General features: G+C 63.7%; 22 protein-coding genes and 1 pseudogene. 15 read left to right on the forward strand and 8 right to left on the reverse strand.

From position 1 onward, the window contains the following. Together VNZ93_RS08565 and VNZ93_RS08570 are read right to left on the reverse strand one after the other, a co-directional pair. A pseudogene (locus tag VNZ93_RS08565) lies at window positions 1–308 on the reverse strand (hypothetical protein); the annotation flags it as partial. Window positions 309–501: 193 nt separating this feature from the next. After that, entirely contained in the window at window positions 502–1,023 is a 522-nt protein-coding gene (locus VNZ93_RS08570; RefSeq protein ID WP_325702928.1) for an invasion associated locus B family protein, read from the reverse strand. A gap of 452 nt (window positions 1,024–1,475) precedes the next feature. Here VNZ93_RS08570 and coxB point away from each other — a divergent pair, with 452 nt between their 5' ends. From coxB to VNZ93_RS08630, 12 genes are all read left to right on the forward strand, one after another. Next, window positions 1,476–2,267: a cytochrome c oxidase subunit II gene (gene coxB / locus VNZ93_RS08575; protein WP_325703042.1), complete on the forward strand. Its 792-nt coding sequence runs from the start codon at window positions 1,476–1,478 to the stop codon at window positions 2,265–2,267. Window positions 2,268–2,309: 42 nt separating this feature from the next. Continuing rightward, a complete protein-coding gene (ctaD, locus tag VNZ93_RS08580) occupies window positions 2,310–3,932 on the forward strand; it encodes a cytochrome c oxidase subunit I (protein ID WP_325702931.1) in 1,623 nt (540 codons plus the stop codon). 25 nt (window positions 3,933–3,957) lie between these two features. Further along, entirely contained in the window at window positions 3,958–4,944 is a 987-nt protein-coding gene (locus VNZ93_RS08585) for a heme o synthase (protein WP_325702934.1), read from the forward strand. Beyond that, window positions 4,938–5,114 carry a CoxF protein gene (locus VNZ93_RS08590; RefSeq protein WP_325702937.1) on the forward strand — a complete coding sequence of 59 codons (177 nt, stop codon included), beginning with the start codon at window positions 4,938–4,940 and terminating at the stop codon, window positions 5,112–5,114. Before VNZ93_RS08585 ends, VNZ93_RS08590 begins: the two co-directional genes overlap by 7 nt. A gap of 2 nt (window positions 5,115–5,116) precedes the next feature. Beyond that, a complete protein-coding gene (locus tag VNZ93_RS08595; RefSeq protein ID WP_325703045.1) occupies window positions 5,117–5,716 on the forward strand; it encodes a cytochrome c oxidase assembly protein in 600 nt (199 codons plus the stop codon). Between the two features lie 51 nt (window positions 5,717–5,767). Next, a complete protein-coding gene (locus tag VNZ93_RS08600) occupies window positions 5,768–6,619 on the forward strand; it encodes a cytochrome c oxidase subunit 3 (protein WP_325702940.1) in 852 nt (283 codons plus the stop codon). A gap of 144 nt (window positions 6,620–6,763) precedes the next feature. After that, window positions 6,764–7,141, forward strand: coding sequence for a DUF983 domain-containing protein (locus VNZ93_RS08605; protein ID WP_325702944.1), 378 nt, complete (start codon window positions 6,764–6,766; stop codon window positions 7,139–7,141). Continuing rightward, window positions 7,138–7,878, forward strand: a complete 741-nt coding sequence (locus VNZ93_RS08610) for an SURF1 family protein (RefSeq protein WP_325702947.1) — start codon at window positions 7,138–7,140, stop codon at window positions 7,876–7,878. The genes VNZ93_RS08605 and VNZ93_RS08610 overlap by 4 nt, the downstream gene beginning before the upstream one ends. 184 nt (window positions 7,879–8,062) lie before the next feature. Then, the gene (gene thrC / locus VNZ93_RS08615; RefSeq protein WP_325702950.1) at window positions 8,063–9,478 is read left to right on the forward strand and encodes a threonine synthase; all 1,416 of its coding nucleotides are present in this window, start codon (window positions 8,063–8,065) and stop codon (window positions 9,476–9,478) included. Next, a complete protein-coding gene (locus tag VNZ93_RS08620; protein WP_325702953.1) occupies window positions 9,475–10,746 on the forward strand; it encodes a pitrilysin family protein in 1,272 nt (423 codons plus the stop codon). Before thrC ends, VNZ93_RS08620 begins: the two co-directional genes overlap by 4 nt. Window positions 10,747–10,854: 108 nt before the next feature. Further along, window positions 10,855–11,433, forward strand: coding sequence for a GNAT family protein (locus tag VNZ93_RS08625; RefSeq protein ID WP_325702956.1), 579 nt, complete (start codon window positions 10,855–10,857; stop codon window positions 11,431–11,433). A gap of 121 nt (window positions 11,434–11,554) precedes the next feature. Then, the gene (locus VNZ93_RS08630) at window positions 11,555–12,217 is read left to right on the forward strand and encodes a hypothetical protein (RefSeq protein ID WP_325702959.1); all 663 of its coding nucleotides are present in this window, start codon (window positions 11,555–11,557) and stop codon (window positions 12,215–12,217) included. Between the two features lie 28 nt (window positions 12,218–12,245). Here the strand turns inward: VNZ93_RS08630 and VNZ93_RS08635 are convergent, their stop codons facing one another. From VNZ93_RS08635 to VNZ93_RS08660, 6 genes are all read right to left on the reverse strand, one after another. After that, complete coding sequence (locus tag VNZ93_RS08635) at window positions 12,246–12,902, reverse strand: HAD-IA family hydrolase (RefSeq protein ID WP_325702961.1); 657 nt, start codon at window positions 12,900–12,902, stop codon at window positions 12,246–12,248. Between the two features lie 202 nt (window positions 12,903–13,104). Then, window positions 13,105–13,596 (reverse strand): ATP F0F1 synthase subunit B, encoded by a 492-nt coding sequence (locus VNZ93_RS08640; protein WP_325702964.1) that lies wholly within the window; start codon window positions 13,594–13,596, stop codon window positions 13,105–13,107. 3 nt (window positions 13,597–13,599) lie between these two features. Next, window positions 13,600–14,136, reverse strand: coding sequence for a F0F1 ATP synthase subunit B (locus VNZ93_RS08645; protein WP_325702967.1), 537 nt, complete (start codon window positions 14,134–14,136; stop codon window positions 13,600–13,602). Between the two features lie 59 nt (window positions 14,137–14,195). Beyond that, window positions 14,196–14,423: a F0F1 ATP synthase subunit C gene (locus tag VNZ93_RS08650; RefSeq protein ID WP_325610028.1), complete on the reverse strand. Its 228-nt coding sequence runs from the start codon at window positions 14,421–14,423 to the stop codon at window positions 14,196–14,198. Between the two features lie 45 nt (window positions 14,424–14,468). Further along, window positions 14,469–15,218, reverse strand: coding sequence for a F0F1 ATP synthase subunit A (locus VNZ93_RS08655; RefSeq protein ID WP_325702970.1), 750 nt, complete (start codon window positions 15,216–15,218; stop codon window positions 14,469–14,471). 43 nt (window positions 15,219–15,261) lie between these two features. Next, window positions 15,262–15,642, reverse strand: a complete 381-nt coding sequence (locus tag VNZ93_RS08660) for an AtpZ/AtpI family protein (protein WP_325702973.1) — start codon at window positions 15,640–15,642, stop codon at window positions 15,262–15,264. A 245-nt stretch (window positions 15,643–15,887) separates the two neighbouring features. On the opposite strand from VNZ93_RS08660, the gene VNZ93_RS08665 reads away from it, so the two are divergent. From VNZ93_RS08665 to VNZ93_RS08675, 3 genes are all read left to right on the forward strand, one after another. Beyond that, a complete protein-coding gene (locus VNZ93_RS08665; protein WP_325702976.1) occupies window positions 15,888–16,340 on the forward strand; it encodes a hypothetical protein in 453 nt (150 codons plus the stop codon). 14 nt (window positions 16,341–16,354) lie between these two features. Continuing rightward, window positions 16,355–16,840 carry a secondary thiamine-phosphate synthase enzyme YjbQ gene (locus VNZ93_RS08670; RefSeq protein ID WP_414710023.1) on the forward strand — a complete coding sequence of 162 codons (486 nt, stop codon included), beginning with the start codon at window positions 16,355–16,357 and terminating at the stop codon, window positions 16,838–16,840. Window positions 16,841–16,970: 130 nt separating this feature from the next. Further along, window positions 16,971–17,648: a response regulator transcription factor gene (locus VNZ93_RS08675; protein WP_325702982.1), complete on the forward strand. Its 678-nt coding sequence runs from the start codon at window positions 16,971–16,973 to the stop codon at window positions 17,646–17,648. Window positions 17,649–17,848 lie beyond the last annotated feature (200 nt).

Here is a 17,848-nt window from a genome sequence, read left to right on the forward strand (position 1 = left end):
CGGACATGGCGCTCGGCGAGCGCGTGGAGGCGCGCCCCGAGCATCCGGCGCTTGAGCTTCGCGGTGGCGCGCGGGGTCGGAATCGTGTCGCACGCGCGCGGCGCAAACGGCGGCCGCTTCCAACCCCCGTCGCGCGCCCAGTTGGAAATGCTGCCGGTGCTGACGCCGGTGCGGGCTGCGATCTGACGGTAATTCAGCGTGCTCTGCTCAATGAGGCGGCGGACCGCCGCGACCGTAGCGTCGGTGTGCGGCTGCCGCGGCCCGTACCGCCCGACCACCGCGGCCGGGTCGTCATGATCGGGCCGCACGCGGAGCCGTGCGATCGGAGAATGAGGGGCAAAGGGATAAAGGCGCATGAGAGGAATATAAACCTATATGCGGTTATCGCAAGGGCGCCGCCGAGGTTTCACTGTGCGGGCAGGCCGGCCGGATTCCTGGCCTCAATGAAAAAAGGCCGGGCTCACGGCCCGGCCTCCAGCACGGTGTCCGGGGCAGGCTGGTCTAGGGCAGCTTGTCGAAGCCCTCTCCGAAGCCCTTCAGCGCCATCGGGAAGCCAATCCCCTCTTCCGGGGTCTGGAAAATGATGAAAGTTGCGGTCTGCCCGCCGCGGAGCTGTTTCATCAGATTGTCGTCCATCACCACCTCGGCGACGCAGCCATTCGGCAGGCAGCGCACGAATCCGGCGCGGCCGACATCGGTCGTGTCGATCTTGAGACCGAGGCCCGACGGCAGAAGCACCCCGAGTGGGGCGATCACCCGCATCAGGCGGCTCTTGTTGTCCGCCGTTTTCAGCACGATGACGGTCAGGCCGATATTGGCCCGGTCCTCGGCGGTGACGCTCTGGATCAGTGCGCATTGCTCCGCCTGAGCGCCGGGGGGCGTGTCGCAGCGGATCTGCCAGTCGCCATGGACCGATTTCACAGCACCCTGCGCACCGGCATGGCCGGTCTGCAATCCCAGGATGGCGAGAATTCCGGCGAGACGGACTATCCTGGCAAACCAAGCATGTTGTGAAATCGGCATGTCACCGTCCGGGCTGATGAAGGCCTTGTTGGCTGGCGTCGGCGATTCCGTCGAATCGCCGTTTGCGGTGGATAGAGCAGCGTGGCACCACGCGCGCCGGGCGCTGTCAAGCGTGGACCGGCGGCGTGAAAAGCGCACTTTTCAGGCCGAAAAAGGACATTCTCCGCTCGGTTGCCGGATAGGCTGAATGTCTCATTATTTCAATGTGCAGGCGCATTGCGAGGCGGGCGGAATTATGGTTTGAGAAGCCGGGATTTTCCCAGAAATCCTGGCGCGCATCGCCATTTCCGCAAGCCACAATTGGCCTGGCGATTCCGCGCCTACAGGCTGCCGCCACCCCTGACGGGCCCGGCTGGCGGCCAAAACGGCCGATTTGTCGAAGGAGCGAAGACGAGATGCGGGTGCAGAAACTCTTGGTCGCGGCAGCAAGTGCGGCGGCAGCCCTGATCCCGATGAAGGCAATGGCCGGACTTGGACAGCCCTCGCCCTGGCAGATCAAATTCCAGGAGGCCGCCACCCCGATCATGGAACAGATCACGTGGTTTCACGACTTCCTGCTCGTGATCATCACGCTGATCACCGTCTTCGTGCTGGCGCTGCTCCTGATCGTCATCTTCAAGTTCAACGCGCGCGCCAATCCGGTTCCTTCCAAGACCACCCACAACACGCTGATCGAGGTGGTCTGGACCGTGGTCCCGGTGATCATCCTCGTCGCGATCGCAATTCCGTCCTTCCGCCTGCTGTTCAACCAGCTCACGATCCCTGCCGCCGATGTCACCATCAAGGCGACCGGCAAGCAGTGGTTCTGGACCTACGATTATCCGGACAACGGCTTCAGCTTCGATTCGCTGATGCTGCAGGACAAGGACCGCAAGCCCGATCAGCCGCGCCTGCTCGCGGTCGACAACGAGATCGTGGTTCCGGTCAACAAGGTGATCCGCATGCAGGTCATCGGCGCCGATGTGATCCACGCATTCGCCGTGCCGTCCTTCGGCATCAAGATCGACGCCGTGCCGGGCCGCCTGAACGAAACCTGGTTCCGCGCCACACGCGAGGGCATCTACTACGGTCAATGCTCCGAACTGTGCGGCAAGGATCACGCCTATATGCCGATTACGGTCCGCGTCGTGAATGACCGCGATTACGCATCCTGGCTCGATCAGGCGAAGAAGAAGTTTGCATACAAGCCTTCGTCGGAAGACGGCATTGCCGTCGCCTCGAAGGACGCTCCGAACGCTCAATAAGCGCGGCTAACCGCCGGACTAGAACGACTGAAGGGTAAGACCATGGCAGCCACGCCGCATACCGACGCCCACGCCGACCACCATGCGCACGATGCGCATGACCATCCGACCGGTTGGCGGCGGTACGTCTATTCGACCAACCACAAAGACATCGGCACGATGTACCTGATCTTCGCGATCATCGCGGGCGTCATCGGCGGCATCCTGTCGATCGCGATGCGGCTCGAGCTGCAGCAGCCGGGCATGCAGATCTTCCACGACGCGCATATGTTCAATGTCTTCACGACCGCGCACGGCCTGATCATGATCTTCTTCATGGTCATGCCGGCGATGATCGGCGGCTTCGGCAACTGGATCGTGCCGCTGATGATCGGCGCGCCGGACATGGCGTTCCCGCGCATGAACAACATCTCGTTCTGGCTGCTCCCCGCCTCGTTCGCGCTGCTGCTGATCTCGCTGTTCGTAGAAGGCGAGCCGGGCGCTCCCGGCGTCGGCGGCGGCTGGACGCTCTATGCCCCGCTCTCGACGACGGGCCATCCCGGGCCGGCTGTCGACTTCGCCATCCTGGCGCTGCACATCGCAGGCGCCTCGTCGATCCTCGGCGCGATCAACTTCATCACCACCATCTTCAACATGCGCGCGCCGGGCATGACCCTGCACAAGATGCCGCTGTTCGTGTGGGCGATCTTGGTGACCGTGTTCCTGCTGCTGCTGTCGCTTCCTGTGCTCGCCGGCGCGATCACCATGCTGCTGACGGACCGCAATTTCGGCACCACGTTCTTCTCGCCTGACGGCGGTGGCGACCCGATCCTCTACCAGCACCTGTTCTGGTTCTTCGGCCATCCGGAAGTGTACATCCTGATCCTGCCGGGCTTCGGCATTGCGAGCCAGATTATCGCCACCTTCGCCCGCAAGCCGGTCTTCGGTTATCTCGGCATGGCTTACGCCATGGTCGCGATCGGCGGCATCGGCTTCGTCGTGTGGGCGCACCACATGTACACGGTCGGCATGAACACCTCGACGCAGGCCTATTTCGTCGCGGCCACCATGGTGATCGCGGTTCCGACCGGCGTGAAGATCTTCTCCTGGATCGCCACGATGTGGGGCGGCTCGATCGAGTTCCGTACGCCCATGCTCTGGGCGGTCGGCATGATCTTCCTGTTCACCGTCGGCGGCGTCACCGGCGTCGTGCTCGCCAATGCCGGCGTCGATCGTTCAATGCACGACACCTACTACGTGGTCGCGCACTTCCACTACGTTCTGTCGATGGGCGCGGTCTTCACGATCTTCGCGGGCTGGTACTACTGGTTCCCGAAGATCACCGGCTACATGTACAACGAGACCATCGGAAAGCTGCACTTCTGGGTGACGTTCATCGGCGTCAACATCCTGTTCTTCCCGCAGCACTTCCTCGGCCTCGCCGGCATGCCGCGCCGTATCGCGGACTATCCGGACGCCTATTCGGGCTGGAACTACGTGTCCTCGATCGGTTCCTACATCTCGGCAATCGGCCTGCTGATCTTCTTCTACGGTCTCATCGTCGCCTTCAGCCGCAAGGAAAAGGCTGCGGACAATCCGTGGGGACCTGGTGCAACGACCCTGGAATGGACCTTGTCCTCTCCTCCTCCGTTCCATCAGTTCGAAATCCTGCCGAAGGTGAAGTGACCTTCCGTCTGGTGATCTGCTGACAATGTCGACCCGAACCGATACTGCGCCCCTGCACTCGCCGCTCTCCGCGGCGGATGCGGGCGCGCGCGTCGGTTCGGACGCCTTCACTCCCAGCCTTGCGACGCCGCGCGACTATTTCTCGCTGCTGAAGCCGCGGCTGATGTCTCTGGTGGTCTTCACCGCACTCACCGGCATGGTGGCCGCGCCCGGCCACATCAATCCGGTCCTTGGATTTACCGCGCTGCTGTTCATCGCCATCGGCGCCGGCGCGTCTGGCGCCCTGAACATGTGGTACGAAGCCGATATCGACGCGAAGATGTCGCGCACGGCCAAGCGCCCGATTCCGCAGGGAATCATCCGCAGCGGCGAAGTGCTTGGCTTCGCGATTTTCCTCGCCGTGTTCTCGGTGGTGGCGCTGGGCCTCCTGGTCAATGTCCTCTCGGCCGCGCTGCTCGCCTTCACCATCTTCTTCTACGCCGTGATTTATTCGGTCTGGCTGAAGCCCTCGACGCCGCAGAACATCGTGATCGGCGGCGCCGCCGGCGCGCTCCCGCCGGTCATAGGCTGGGCGGCTGCATCGGGCACAATCGCGCTCGAGCCGATCGTGATGTTCCTGATCATCTTCGTCTGGACGCCCCCGCATTTCTGGGCGCTGGCCCTGCTGCGCTCCGACGAATATGCGCGCGCGGGCATTCCGATGCTGCCGGTCGTCGCGGGCGATAGCGAAACCCGCCGTCAGATCGCGCTGTATTCCTGGCTGCTGGCGCCGGTCGGCGTCCTGCCCTGGATCCTCGGCTATGCCAGCGTGGTCTATGGCGCCGTCGCCCTCGTGACCGGCGCAATGTTCGTCATGTACGCCCTGCGCCTGCGCAAGGCCGCCGAGGGCAAAGCGACCGTAAAGGCAGCGAAGTCCCTGTTCGGCTTCTCGATTCTGTATCTCTTCCTGCTGTTCGCCGTGCTTCTCGCCGAGAAGAGCGTCGGCTGGTCGTTCGGGCAATTGGTATGGTGACCGCCGTGAACGATCAGCGCGACGAGGAGGGCATTGTCCTCACCCCCGAACAGAAGCGCGCACGCCGCCAGCGCTCGGTTGCTCTCGCAATCCTGCTCGGCGTGCTTGTCGTGCTGTTCTATGTCGTGACGCTGGTGAAAGGCCCCGGCGTCCTGAACCGGCCGCTGTGACCATGACCGCACAGCCAAAACGCAGCACCCCCGTTCGTGACGTTGTCGTCGCCTCGTCCTGCGGCGCCTTCGTCGCGCTAATGGTCGGGGCCGCATACGCCTCCGTACCGCTCTATGACTGGTTTTGCCGGGTGACCGGCTTCAACGGCACCACCCAGGTCGCGACGGCCGCACCCGCCCAGGTCAGCGATCGCATGGTGACGATCCGATTCGATTCCAATGTCGGGCCGGGCCTGCCGTGGAGATTCACCCCCGAACGCACCGAGATTCAGGCGCGCCTCGGCGAGGTCGTGACGGTGGACTACACCGTGACCAACCTGGTGGCGCGCGAGACGTCCGGCGTTGCCGGGTACAACGTTGCCCCGCTGAGCTGGGGCGCGTATTTCCAGAAGATCAACTGCTTCTGCTTCACCGAGCAGACGATGAAGGCGGGCGAGACGCGCGCGATGACGGTCGTATTCTATGTCGACCCGGCGCTCGCGAACGACCCGGATGCTGAGGGCAACCTGAGCATCACGCTGTCATACACGTTCTACCCGCAGCGCGCGCCGCAGCGGCCGGTCGCACAGACCGGCACGGGCGCCGAAGCGGGACGGATTTAGAAGCTACGGCGCTGGTCGCGCCGCATAAGGATCGAGACGGAGACTGAAGACATGGCTGGGGGTCATACCAAGCATCACGACTACCACCTCGTGAATCCGAGCCCGTGGCCTGTGGTCGGCTCTCTTTCTGCGTTCGTTATGGCGGTCGGCGCCATCACCTGGATGCATAAGAGTTTCGCCCTGGCGCCGCTGGTATTCGCGGCCGGCATGATCGGCATCCTCTACACGATGATCGGCTGGTGGCGCGACGTCATCAACGAGGCCGAGCACGGCGACCACACCCGCGTCGTGCAGCTCCACCACCGCTACGGCATGATCCTGTTCATCGCCTCCGAGGTGATGTTCTTCGTCGCCTGGTTCTGGGCCTATTTCAACGTCGCGTTGTTCCCGGGCGACGCGCAGCAATTCCTGCGCGCCGAGTTCATCGGAGGCGTGTGGCCGCCGAAGAACATCGAAACCTTCGACCCCTGGCACCTGCCGCTGCTCAACACGCTGATCCTGCTCACCTCCGGAACCACCGTGACCTGGGCGCATCACGCTCTGCTCGAGGGCGACCGCGAATCGGTGAAGAAGGGCCTGTGGCTGACCGTTATCCTGGGGGCGCTGTTCACCTGCGTGCAGGCCTACGAATACGGCCACGCCGTCTTCGGCTTCAAAGGCAACATCTACGGCGCCACGTTCTTCATGGCGACCGGCTTCCATGGCTTCCACGTGCTGATCGGCACGGTCTTCCTGATCGTGTGTCTCCTGCGGGTCTATGCGGGCCAGTTCACGCCGAAGCAGCACCTCGGCTTCGAATTCGCCGCCTGGTACTGGCATTTCGTCGACGTGGTCTGGATCTTCCTGTTCGCCTGCATCTACGTCTGGGGTGCAGGGTCGCACTTCGCCGGCATCGCGCCCTGACGGCAAGCATCTGACGGATCTGGAAAAGGCGGCCACCCGGCCGCCTTTTTCTTTTGGTGCAGGCGGGTCACGGAAGCGGAATTGCGGCTTACGCCTGTGAGTGACAGACCTTACATTGGACATGGCTTTCCGCACTGAACACCGATGACGACACAACCCTCCGCTCTCGCCACTGCCCTCACCTGCCGTTGCCCGCATTGCGGCAAGGGCAAGCTGTTTCAGGGCTTCCTGTCGCTGCGGCCACGCTGCGAGGTCTGTGGGCTCGACTACAACTTCATCGACGCGGGCGACGGCCCGGCGGTGTTTGTCATTCTTGGCGCGGGCTTCATCGTGGTGTTCGCGGCCCTGATCGTTGAGGTCGTGTACCAGCCGGCCTTCTGGGTGCATGCGCTGCTCTGGCTGCCGCTCATCCTTGCGACCACGTTGTTGCCGCTGCGTCCCATCAAGGCGCTGCTGATCGCGCTCCAGTACCGGAACAAGGCTGCCGAGGGCCGCATCGAGCTGCGAGAGCCGAAACCGTGACGGCTGCTGACCGTCCCTATCTGCGGCGGATCATCGTTCCGGGGCTCCTCACCATCGTGAGCCTCGTTATCCTGACCTCGCTGGGCGTCTGGCAATTGCACCGCAAGGCGTGGAAGGAAGGCCTGATCGCAACGCTCGATGCGCAACTCGCCGCCGCACCGGTCCCGCTGCCCCCGCCCTCACAATGGCCCGCGCTGAACCGCGACAATTCGGAGTTCCGGCGCGTCACTCTGCGCGGTGACGCTATCGCGGATGCAAAGCCGGTCTATCTGTACACCGGCGCGTCGGCGCTGCGCACCGACGTCAAGCAGGCCGGCTATTTCGTCTTCGCGCCGGTGAGACTTCCGGGCGGTCAGACCGTGGTGGTCAATCGCGGCTACGTTCCCGCCGACCGCAAGACCGAACCATCCACCGGCCCGATTGAGATCACAGGCTATCTGCGCTGGCCCGAATCATCCGGCTGGTTCGTCCCGGCCCGCGACGAAAAAGATGACGTCTGGTTCCTACGCGACCCCGCTGCGATGGCGCACGCGCATGGCTGGGGCCCCGTCGCGCCGTTCTATATCGACCAGGAAGCGCCAGTTCCCCCGGACCGGCTCCCGAAGCCGGGGCCGCTCACTGTGAAACTGAAGAACGACCACCTCGGCTACGCCATCACCTGGTTCGGGCTGGCCTTGTCCCTGGTTGCGGTATTCCTCGCCTGGGCAATCCGGGAACGGTATTCAAGAACCGCATAGCCCCGTGCGATTGGTACGATGGAACCGTGTTCCCGACGCGAGCTTCCTTGTGGAAGCGCCCCCGAGCTACTAGTCTAATAGCCGGCCCGGCGTTTCCGAAGTTCGGAAATCTCCAGCAAATCAAACAGTTAAGACTTCCCTCGCCTGTGGATAGGTCCGCCGGCGGCGGGTTTGAGGACCGGCATTGCAATACATTTCGACACGCGGCGAAGCCCCGGCACTTGGCTTCATCGATGTGACGCTCGCGGGTCTCGCGCGCGACGGTGGACTCTATTTGCCGCAGTCATGGCCGCGTCTGACACATGAGACCATCGCGTCCTTCGCCGGTCGCCCCTATGCCGAAGTTGCGGTCGAGGTGATTCGTCCGTTCACCGGCGATCAGATCAGCGTCCACGAGCTTTCGCGGATCGCGCGCGAAGCCTACGGCACGTTCCGCCATCCTGCCGTTGCGCCGCTCTCGCAAGTCGACGCCAACACCTTCCTCCTGGAACTGTTTCACGGGCCGACTCTCGCCTTCAAGGATCTGGCGATGCAGTTCCTGGCGCGGCTGATGGATTATGCGCTGGAGCAGCGCGGCGAGCGCGTCACCATCGCGGTCGCCACCTCCGGCGATACGGGCGGCGCCGCCGTGGAAGCATTCCGCGGCCGCAACCGCATCGATCTCGTTGTGCTGTTCCCCGATGGCCGCGTCTCCGATGTGCAGCGCCGGATGATGACCACGGTCGAGGACGCGAATATTCACGCGGTCGCCGTCGAAGGCACGTTCGACGACTGCCAGGCGCTGGTGAAAGGCATGTTCAATCACCACGCCTTCGCCGATCGCGTGCGGCTTGCCGGCGTGAACTCCATCAACTGGGCGCGCATCGTTGCGCAGGCGGTGTACTATTTCACCGCGGCCGTCGCGCTTGGTGGGCCACAGCGCAAGCTGGGCTTCACGGTCCCGACCGGAAATTTCGGCGACATCTTCGCCGGTTACGTCGCACGCCGCATGGGGCTGCCGATCGACCGGCTGGTGATCGCAACCAATGTCAACGACATCCTGGTGCGCACGCTGACCACCGGCGCGTATGAACCGCGCGAGGTGATTGCGACCTCCTCGCCCTCCATGGATATTCAGGTCTCGTCGAATTTCGAGCGCCTGCTGTTCGAGGCCTATCACCGCGATCCGGCAGCGATCCGCGGCCTGATGAACGGCTTTGCGCAGTCGAAGCGCTTCGAGATCGCGAGCGATCCGCTCGCGGAGATCCGTGCAGGTTTTGCCGCCGGCCGCGCCAGCGAGGAGGAAGTCGCCGCGACCATGCGCACAGCGCTGCGCGAGACCGGCCATTTCATCGATCCCCATACGGCCGTCGGCATTGCGGTCGCGGAGAAGGAACCGCGCGACCCGTCGCTGCCGATGGTTGTCCTTTCCACCGCGCATGCGGCGAAATTCCCCGACGCGGTCGAGCAGGCCTGTGGCGCGCGTCCGCCGCTGCCGGAATGGCTGTCCGGACTGAACGAGCGACGCGAGCACGTGACCGTGCTGCCGCCCGACCAGAAGAAGATCGAAGCGTTTGTTCTTGCGGCCTCCCGGGCCGCGCGTGAAGGAGCCGCCGCATGAGTGTCGAAGTCACCCGCCTCCCCTCCGGACTGACTGTCGTGACCGATGCCATGCCGCATCTCGAGACGGCTTCGCTCGGTGTGTGGGTCGGCGCGGGCAGCCGCGACGAACTCGGCGACGAGCACGGAATTTCGCATCTGCTCGAGCACATGGCGTTCAAGGGCACGAAGCTGCGCACCGCGCGACAGATTGCCGAGGAGATCGAAGCCGTCGGCGGCGATCTCAATGCCGCGACCTCGATCGAGACCACGACCTATTACGCCCGCGTCCTGAAGGCGGACGTGCCGCTGGCGCTCGACGTATTGTCCGACATTCTGAGCAACCCGGCTTTCGATCCCGAAGAGTTGTCGCGCGAGCAGAACGTCATCATTCAGGAAATCGGCGCTTCGGAAGATACGCCGGACGACATCGTGTTCGATCACCTCCAGCGCTGCGCTTTCCCGGATCAAGCCATCGGCCGGCCGGTGCTCGGCACGCGCGAGAGCGTGCGCTCGATCAACGCGAACCGACTGCGCCAGTATCTTGCGCGCAACTATCGCGGACCGGACATGGTCATCGCGGCGTCGGGCTCGGTCGAACACGGCATGATCGTCGAGGAAGCCGCGCGTCTGTTCGGCGGCTTCAATGGCGCAGAGCATCATACCCGCGAGCCGGCGCGCTTTGGCGGCGGAACCTATATCGAGCGGCAGGACCTCGAACAGGCGCATCTCGCGCTCGCGATGGAGGGGTTGCCACAACGTCACCCGCAGTTGTTCAGCCTGCAGGTCTTCACCAACATTCTCGGCGGCGGCATGTCCTCGCGGCTGTTCCAGGAAGTGCGTGAGATCCGTGGCCTTTGCTACTCGATCTCCAGCTTCCACATTGCCTATTCGGACACCGGCTTCTTCGGGATCTATGCCGGCACCGACGACAACGATGCGCCTGAACTCGTGCAGGTCGTGGTCGACCAGCTGGAGCGCGCCGTCACCTCGATCACCGAAGAGGAAGTGGCGCGCGCCAAGGCGCAGATGAAGGCCAGCCTGCTGATGGCGCTGGAAAGCTCCAGCGCGCGTGCCGAGCAGATCGCGCGTCAGATCATGGTCCATGGCCGTCCGCTGCCGCTCCCGGAGATCGTCGCCAAGATCGAAGGGGTCACCGCGGAAAGCACCCAGGCCGCAGGGCTTGCGCTGCTGGCACGCAGCCGGCTTGCGATCGCGGGTCTTGGACCGGGCCGTGGCGTCGAGCGTGCGGCGGAGATCGTCGAGAATTTCGCTCGCGCCGCAGCATAACGGCGCACGAACGGATTTCGTTTCTCCGTTCATTCCCGCGAAATCCAGCGCTAGGATCAGCTCCCCGCTTTAGCGGGGGCGGGCGGTCTAACAAGCGCCACGGTGGCCATGGCTTTCTTTCGATCCATCCAGCTCAGCGAAACGCATCCGATCGTGCACGGCGATGGCGTGTATCTGCGTGCACCGCAGATGTCGGACTTCAACAGCTGGTCGGAGTTGCGCGAACGAAGCCGCGATTTCCTGACACCGTGGGAGCCGACCTGGCCCGAGGACGATCTCACGCGCCCATCCTTCCGTCGCCGCCTGCGGCGCTATGCGGAAGACACGCGTTGCGACCTGGCCTACGCGTTCCTGATGTTCCGGAAAGCCGACAACGAACTGCTCGGCGGCATTACTCTGACCAATGTGCGGCGCGGCGTCGCGCAGGCCGCCAGCATGGGCTATTGGGTCGGCGCGCCTTTCGCGGCGCAAGGGTTCATGACCGATGGCGTGTCGGCGCTGGTGCCCTTCGTTTTCGACGTGCTGCGGCTGCACCGCGTCGAGGCCGCCTGCATCCCGACCAACCAGCCCTCGATCCGGCTGCTGGAGCGCACCGGCTTCAAGCGCGAAGGCTATGCCCGCGAATATTTGTGCATCAACGGCCTTTGGCAGGACCACCTGCTCTACGCGCGGCTGCGCGGCGATTAACCACCGGACCGGAATGCGGCTTCATCGTGCCTTGGGCTGGCCATGGTTCCCTTGCTATAACCGGCGGGGAATTGGGGTCCGTCCGTACGGACGGGCAATAAGAACCGGGCTAAACCAGGTTATGTGTTGCGGATCGGGCGGCCGTCGCGGCCGCATTGTCCATGTTGCGTCCTTTGCCGCGTTGACGCTGGCGCTTGCCGGCTGTTCGTCATCGGGCGGCGATGGCACGTCATTTGGCGAGCGCTTCAACCAATCGGTCGCAACCGGGACACCGACCGCGCCGGCCGCGCCCTCGACCACCGGCGCCGCCACCAATCTCGATACATGTCCCAACGTCGACATCCGGAGGGGCGCCGGCACCATCTCGATCAACACGAACGCGCGCGATCCCCAGGCGATGCAGCTGCGGTATCAGATCTCGGTCGGTCAGACCGCGCGCGAATGCGCCAATGTCGCCGGCAACCTGAACATCAAGGTCGGGCTTCAGGGACGCGTGGTCCTCGGACCTGCCGGCACGCCCGGTTCGATCGAAGTTCCGGTGCGCTACGCGCTCGTCGAAGAAGGCGCGGAGCCAAAAACGCTCTACTCGAAGCTTTATCGCGTTCCGGTGACGGTCTCGGAAGGACAGAACAGCGTGTCCTTCACGCATATCGAGGAGGCCATGTCAGTCCCGATGCCGTCAGCGGCGGTATTCGAGCGCTATGTCATCTATGTGGGCTTCGACCCGCTTGGTTCGGCGCAGGACCGGCAGAAGCAGCCTGCCAAGAAGCGTCCGGCGAAATAGGCTGCCGAACGCAGCAACGCGCGCGACGTTAAAAGCCGCGCAGCTCCATCACCGCACCCTTCAGCGCGCGCATATCCGCGATGACCAGCGTCGCGCCAGCAGCTTCGAGTTTGCCCGGCAGCGCTTCATCGGCATGACTGCCGCCAACAAAACCGATCGCGACCATGCCGGCAGCAACTGCGGCCGAGACGCCGGCTGCGGAATCCTCGACCACGATGCAGTCTTTCGGTTCCACCCCCGTCTGCTGCGCCACATGCAGAAACAGATCCGGCGCCGGCTTGCCTTCGGCAACATCGTTCGCCGAGTACACGTTGCGTCCGAAGAAGCGCGCCAGTTCGGTCGAATCGAGGCTGACGCGCACACGATCGAGGCTTGACGACGAAGCCACGCATTTCGGCCCGCGCAGCCAGCTCAGCGCATGCTCCACGTGGGGGATCGCCCGCACCTCTTGGCTGATCCGGACCAGCGTCGCGGCCGCCACCGTTGCTGCGAATCGCGCGGGGAGTTGAACGCCCGCGGCCTTCTCGACATCGACGAACATGTCAGTCGGGCGCCGGCCGGTGAAATAGCGCGTCACCATCTCGGGCGTCATGTTGATGCCGACGCGCTGAAACGCCTCCGCCGCGACCGCGGTCGCGATCGGCTCGGAGTCGACCAATACGCCGTTGCAATCGAAGATAATCATGAATCGATCGCCCACCGCCTGTTCAGTGGCCCGCTTTCACGGCTGATTCGTGGCGGAAGAGTATGCGACAGGGTGAACGTCGTGCGAACGGGGCGCGAAACGCGCGACCCATTGCACACAAAAAAGCATGGCCGCCGGGAATACCGGCGGCCATGCGAAACGAGGTCTTTTGGGCGAACGTCTGCGACGCCTGAAGCGACGATCAATTCAGCTTCTTCTTCACGTCGTCGATGCCGCGCGCGATCAGCTGCTCCGCGACCGCACCCTTGGCGCTCAGCGCGAGGAGCTTCTCGGCAGCGCCCGCAGCGACGTCGGCAGCGATGCTGCGGACTTCGGCGAGCGCCTGGGCCTCGGCCTGCGCGATCTTGGTCTCCGCCATCTTGGTGCGGCGGGTCACGAAATCCTCAAGCTTGGCATGGGCATCGGCGGCCAGCCGCTCGGCGTCGGCCTTCGCGCTTTCGATGATCGCAGCAGCTTCCTGCTCGGCATTGGCGGTCTTCTGCTTGTATTCGGCAAGCAGGGCCATCGCTTCTTTCTTCAGCCGCGACGCCTCGTCGAGCTCGGACTGGATGCGCGATGTGCGCTTGTCGAGCGTATCGGAAATCGTCCTGTGCACGCCGACATAAAGCAGGCCGGCAAGGAAGATCACGAACGCAACCGCGACCCAGAACTCCGCTTCCCAAATGAGGTGCATAACCTAGCCCTTCAGAGACTTCTCGACCGCGTCGTTCACGGCACCCGCATCGGGCTTGTTACCAATCAGCCGCTCCACGATGGCCGATGCGGCGTCGGTCGCAATGCTTTTGACATTGGCCATCGCCGCAGTCTTCGTCTGGGCGATGGTCTTCTCGGCATCGTGCAACCGCTCGGTAAGCTTGGCCTCGACCGACTTACGCCGGTCATCGGCTTCCGCCATCAGCTTGTCGCGCGTCTGCGCGGCAATCGATTGAGCATTGGCACGCGCATCGGCAAGCTTCTTTTCATAGCCCGCGATGGCCGCGTCGGTCTCGTCCTTGGTCTTCTGCGCATCCGCAAGATCGCCGGCGATCCTGTCGGCACGGGCCGACACGATCGCGCCGACACGCGGCAATGCCACTCGCGACATCAGGAGGTAGAGCAGCACGAAAGTGATCGCGAACCAGAAGACCTGGGACGCGAAGGTTTCCGAATTGAACGGCGGAAACTGCGGCTTGGCGCCGCCCGGAGCTTGCGTTGTCGCGAGAAGGATGGCCATCGGAAAGCGCCTCAAGGCGCACGCGCGGACCGGTTGGCCCGCGCACGCGTTACGTCAGATTAGAGCGCGAACAGCAGCAGCAGCGCGATCAGCAGCGAGAAGATGCCGAGCGCTTCGGTCACGGCGAAGCCGAAGATCAGGTTGCCGAACTGGCCCTGAGCGGCCGACGGGTTGCGGAGCGCGGCGGCAAGGTAGTTGCCGAAAATCGTGCCCACGCCGACGCCGGCGCCACCCATGCCGATGCAGGCAATGCCGGCACCAATGTACTTCGCTGCGACGGGATCCATGGAGAACTCCTCTTTCGTTTGTCCGTTGGATTTCAGTGTCGGGCTTTAGTGGCCCGGGTGAATGGCGTCGTTGATGTAGATGCAGGTCAGGATGGTGAACACATAGGCCTGCAGGAACGCGACCAGGAATTCGAGCGCCGTCAGGGCGACGGTCAGGCTCAGCGGCAGGACCGCAACCAGCCAGCCGAGCGCGCCGATGCCGCCGAGCATCGTGACGAAGCCCGCGAACACCTTCAGCGTGATGTGGCCCGCCAGCATGTTGGCGAACAGACGCACCGAGTGCGACAGCGGCCGCGACAGGAACGACATCAGCTCGATCATCACGATCAGCGGCAGGATGACGATGGGAATGCCGCTCGGCACGAACAGCTTCAGGAACTTCGCGCCGTTCCTGTAGATGCCGTAGCCGAGAACGGTCAGGAACACGATCATCGCCATCATCACCGTGATGATGATGTGGCTCGTCACCGTGAAGGTGCCGGGGATCAACCCGATCATGTTGGCGAACAGGATGAAGGTGAACAGCGAGAAGACGAGCGGGAAGAACTTCATCCCTTCGTTGCCGGCCGAACTTTTTAACATGTCGGCCACAAATTCGTAGGTCAGCTCCGCCACCGATTGCATGCGCCCCGGCACCAGCTGGCGCTTCGTGGTCGCCCCGATCATCAGCAGCGAAATGCCGGCGACCGCGATCAGCATGTAGAGCGCGGAATTGGTGAAGGCGATCTCGTGCCCGCCAATCGTGCCGAGCGTGGCGATCTTCTTGATCTGAAATTGTGCGATCGGATCGGCCATGGCCTTTGGTCTTGTCCTTCAATCGCCGCGCGGAAGCGCGACTTTACATTTTGTCGGCGTCGCCGCCGGGAAGCTTGCTCGGAGCAACCACACCGGCTGCCCGCATCACATTCAACACGCCCGCCACAAAACCCAGCAGCAGGAACACAATCAATCCCCAGGGCGAGAACCCGGTCAGCCGGTCGAAGACCCAGCCGATGATCGCTCCCACGATTACGCCCGCGACCAGCTCCGTGGAGAGGCGAAAACCTTTCGCCATCGCCTGCGGATCGGACGCGTATTTCCGGGAGTCGTTTTCGTCCGGCTTCGGACGCCCGGCCTCGCCGAGCTTCGCGCCAAGACCTTTGAGCCTCGCGGAGAGAGCGGCTTCCTCGGAAGCGCGATTCGTAGACCCGTTACCCTTGTCACGCGCGCCGTCAGCCATGCTTTCGACACCCGTATCCGGGAAGACGACCAAACGTCCTCGCACCCCTCAAAAACCGCGCGGACCATACTTATGGGGTCAAGTCGAGTCAAGAAACGCTGTGCGCCGCGCAATAGATGGATAGGCAAGTAAATTCAGTCACTTAGCGCGCGGCGACACCGCGCCTCACGGACCGGACCCACGACTTTCGACGCAGGCGCACAGAGTGCTAGAACGAAAATGACCAAGACCGGAGACTCAACGCCATGACTCGTTCGTCCACCATGCCGTTGGCACTGCTCCTCGCCGCCCTCCCCGTGACCGTTTCGGCGCAGAGCGCGCCCGACACCGAGAACGGCCGATATTCCTTCAACCGGATTGACGAGGGCTATCTGCGCCTCGATCAGCGGACCGGTCAGGTCTCGATCTGCTCCAGCCGCGCGATGGGCTGGTCGTGCCATCCGGTCCCGGACGAGCGGGCCGCGCTCGAGGAGGAGATCGCACGGCTGCAGCGCGACAACGCAGCATTGAAAAAGGAGATGCTGGCACGCGGCATCACGCCGCCCGGCGGACAGGCCGGACAGCCGCCTGCGACATCGGACAAGCCGGCGTTGAAAATGCCGAGCGATGCCGACCTCGACCGCGCCATGGCGGCGATGGAGCGGTTATGGAAGCGGCTGGTCGAGATGGTGCAGCGCTGGCAGCGCGAGATCATCTGAGCGTACTCGTGCCAATAACATCGCGCGCGACCGTGCCCCGAAGTCTCTCGCCCATCTCGATCGTCACACCCACGGTCATCGCCACCGCAGAACTCGTCATCGACACGCCTGGCGAAGGCTTTCTCGATATCACAGCGCAGCTGCGTGAGTTCATCGGGAAAGCCGGGGCGCATGAAGGCGCCGCCTCGCTGTTCCTGCGGCACACATCGGCGTCGCTGACCATTCAGGAAAATGCCGACCCGGATGTGCTGCGCGATCTGGTCTCGGCCCTGCGCCATCTGGCGCCGCGGGATTTCGGCTGGGTCCACGATACCGAGGGACCGGACGATATGCCGGCGCATATCCGGACCATGCTGACGGGTGTCTCGCTGCAGATTCCCGTCATGGAAGGCCGGCTCCAGCTCGGGACCTGGCAAGGCGTCTACCTGGTCGAACACCGCGCGCGACCCCACCGGCGGCAGATCGTTCTTCAGTTCGCAGGCAGCCAGCGAGCGGCATGAATGCCGGTGTAAACGATGAACCTCCCGAGCTCGACGCGGGCCAAACAGCGCCTCTCGACTCAGGCGAAAATGTTGTAAAGTGGCCACAGAACGTGCCCCGGGAATTGGAGCGCGAGGGATTAATGCCAGAGTGACCGACACCACACTCTACAGGCTGGTTATCGCCGACGACCATCCGCTGTTTCGCGGCGCCTTGCGCGAAGCCGTAAGCGGCATGTTCGCGCGCGTGGAATTTTCGGAAGCCGGTTCCTTCGACGAGGTGTCCAAACTCCTTGATGCCGGCGCCGATGTCGATCTGATCCTGCTCGATCTGTCGATGCCCGGCGTGCGCGGCTTTTCCGGGCTGATGTATCTGCGGGCCCAATATCCCGGCGTTCCGGTCGTCGTCGTGTCGGGGAATGACGACCCCGCGGTGATCCGGCGTTGCATGGATTTCGGCGCCTCGGGTTTCATCCCCAAGACGCTGGATACGGAAGGAATGCGCGCGGCGATCTCGACCGTGCTGAAGGGCGGCATCTGGACCCCGCCGGACGTCAATCTCGATGCCGGCACCGACGCGGAAACCACTGCCCTGCTGTCGCGGCTCGCGACACTGACTCCGCAGCAGGTGCGTGTGCTGATGATGCTGTCGGAAGGCCTGCTCAACAAGCAGATCGCCTACGAGCTGTCGGTGTCGGAAGCGACCGTGAAGGCCCACGTCTCGGCGATCCTGCAGAAGCTCGGCGTCGAGAGCCGCACCCAGGCGGTGATCGCAGCCTCCAAGATCGAGGTTGGTCAGTGGCCGCAGACCGCTTCGATGCCGAACTGACCGCCTGCTGACAGTCTACTCGCGGAGCAGATCCGGGCACGGACGGCGCGCGATCTCCCACGCTTTTTGCGGGCAACACCGGACTTCATCATCCGCACGTGATCGGACGGTTGCTGCGCGATCTGAACACCGCCGGCATCCATCAGGTGATGAGCGATACGGCGTATGAAAATCACGGCAAGTTCCGCATTGGCCTGCCG

The sequence above is a fragment of the Pseudorhodoplanes sp. genome (genome assembly GCF_035565795.1).
Taxonomy (GTDB): domain Bacteria; phylum Pseudomonadota; class Alphaproteobacteria; order Rhizobiales; family Xanthobacteraceae; genus Pseudorhodoplanes.

Coding starts and splice junctions, on each gene's coding strand:
- VNZ93_RS08570 (WP_325702928.1), bottom strand. CDS start 1,023: ATGCCGATTTCACAACATGCTTGGTTTGCCAGGATAGTCCGTCTCGCC.
- coxB (WP_325703042.1), top strand. CDS start 1,476: ATGAAGGCAATGGCCGGACTTGGACAGCCCTCGCCCTGGCAGATCAAA.
- ctaD (WP_325702931.1), top strand. CDS start 2,310: ATGGCAGCCACGCCGCATACCGACGCCCACGCCGACCACCATGCGCAC.
- VNZ93_RS08585 (WP_325702934.1), top strand. CDS start 3,958: ATGTCGACCCGAACCGATACTGCGCCCCTGCACTCGCCGCTCTCCGCG.
- VNZ93_RS08590 (WP_325702937.1), top strand. CDS start 4,938: ATGGTGACCGCCGTGAACGATCAGCGCGACGAGGAGGGCATTGTCCTC.
- VNZ93_RS08595 (WP_325703045.1), top strand. CDS start 5,117: ATGACCGCACAGCCAAAACGCAGCACCCCCGTTCGTGACGTTGTCGTC.
- VNZ93_RS08600 (WP_325702940.1), top strand. CDS start 5,768: ATGGCTGGGGGTCATACCAAGCATCACGACTACCACCTCGTGAATCCG.
- VNZ93_RS08605 (WP_325702944.1), top strand. CDS start 6,764: ATGACGACACAACCCTCCGCTCTCGCCACTGCCCTCACCTGCCGTTGC.
- VNZ93_RS08620 (WP_325702953.1), top strand. CDS start 9,475: ATGAGTGTCGAAGTCACCCGCCTCCCCTCCGGACTGACTGTCGTGACC.
- VNZ93_RS08625 (WP_325702956.1), top strand. CDS start 10,855: ATGGCTTTCTTTCGATCCATCCAGCTCAGCGAAACGCATCCGATCGTG.
- VNZ93_RS08630 (WP_325702959.1), top strand. CDS start 11,555: ATGTGTTGCGGATCGGGCGGCCGTCGCGGCCGCATTGTCCATGTTGCG.
- VNZ93_RS08635 (WP_325702961.1), bottom strand. CDS start 12,902: ATGATTATCTTCGATTGCAACGGCGTATTGGTCGACTCCGAGCCGATC.
- VNZ93_RS08640 (WP_325702964.1), bottom strand. CDS start 13,596: ATGCACCTCATTTGGGAAGCGGAGTTCTGGGTCGCGGTTGCGTTCGTG.
- VNZ93_RS08645 (WP_325702967.1), bottom strand. CDS start 14,136: ATGGCCATCCTTCTCGCGACAACGCAAGCTCCGGGCGGCGCCAAGCCG.
- VNZ93_RS08650 (WP_325610028.1), bottom strand. CDS start 14,423: ATGGATCCCGTCGCAGCGAAGTACATTGGTGCCGGCATTGCCTGCATC.
- VNZ93_RS08655 (WP_325702970.1), bottom strand. CDS start 15,218: ATGGCCGATCCGATCGCACAATTTCAGATCAAGAAGATCGCCACGCTC.
- VNZ93_RS08660 (WP_325702973.1), bottom strand. CDS start 15,642: ATGGCTGACGGCGCGCGTGACAAGGGTAACGGGTCTACGAATCGCGCT.
- VNZ93_RS08665 (WP_325702976.1), top strand. CDS start 15,888: ATGACTCGTTCGTCCACCATGCCGTTGGCACTGCTCCTCGCCGCCCTC.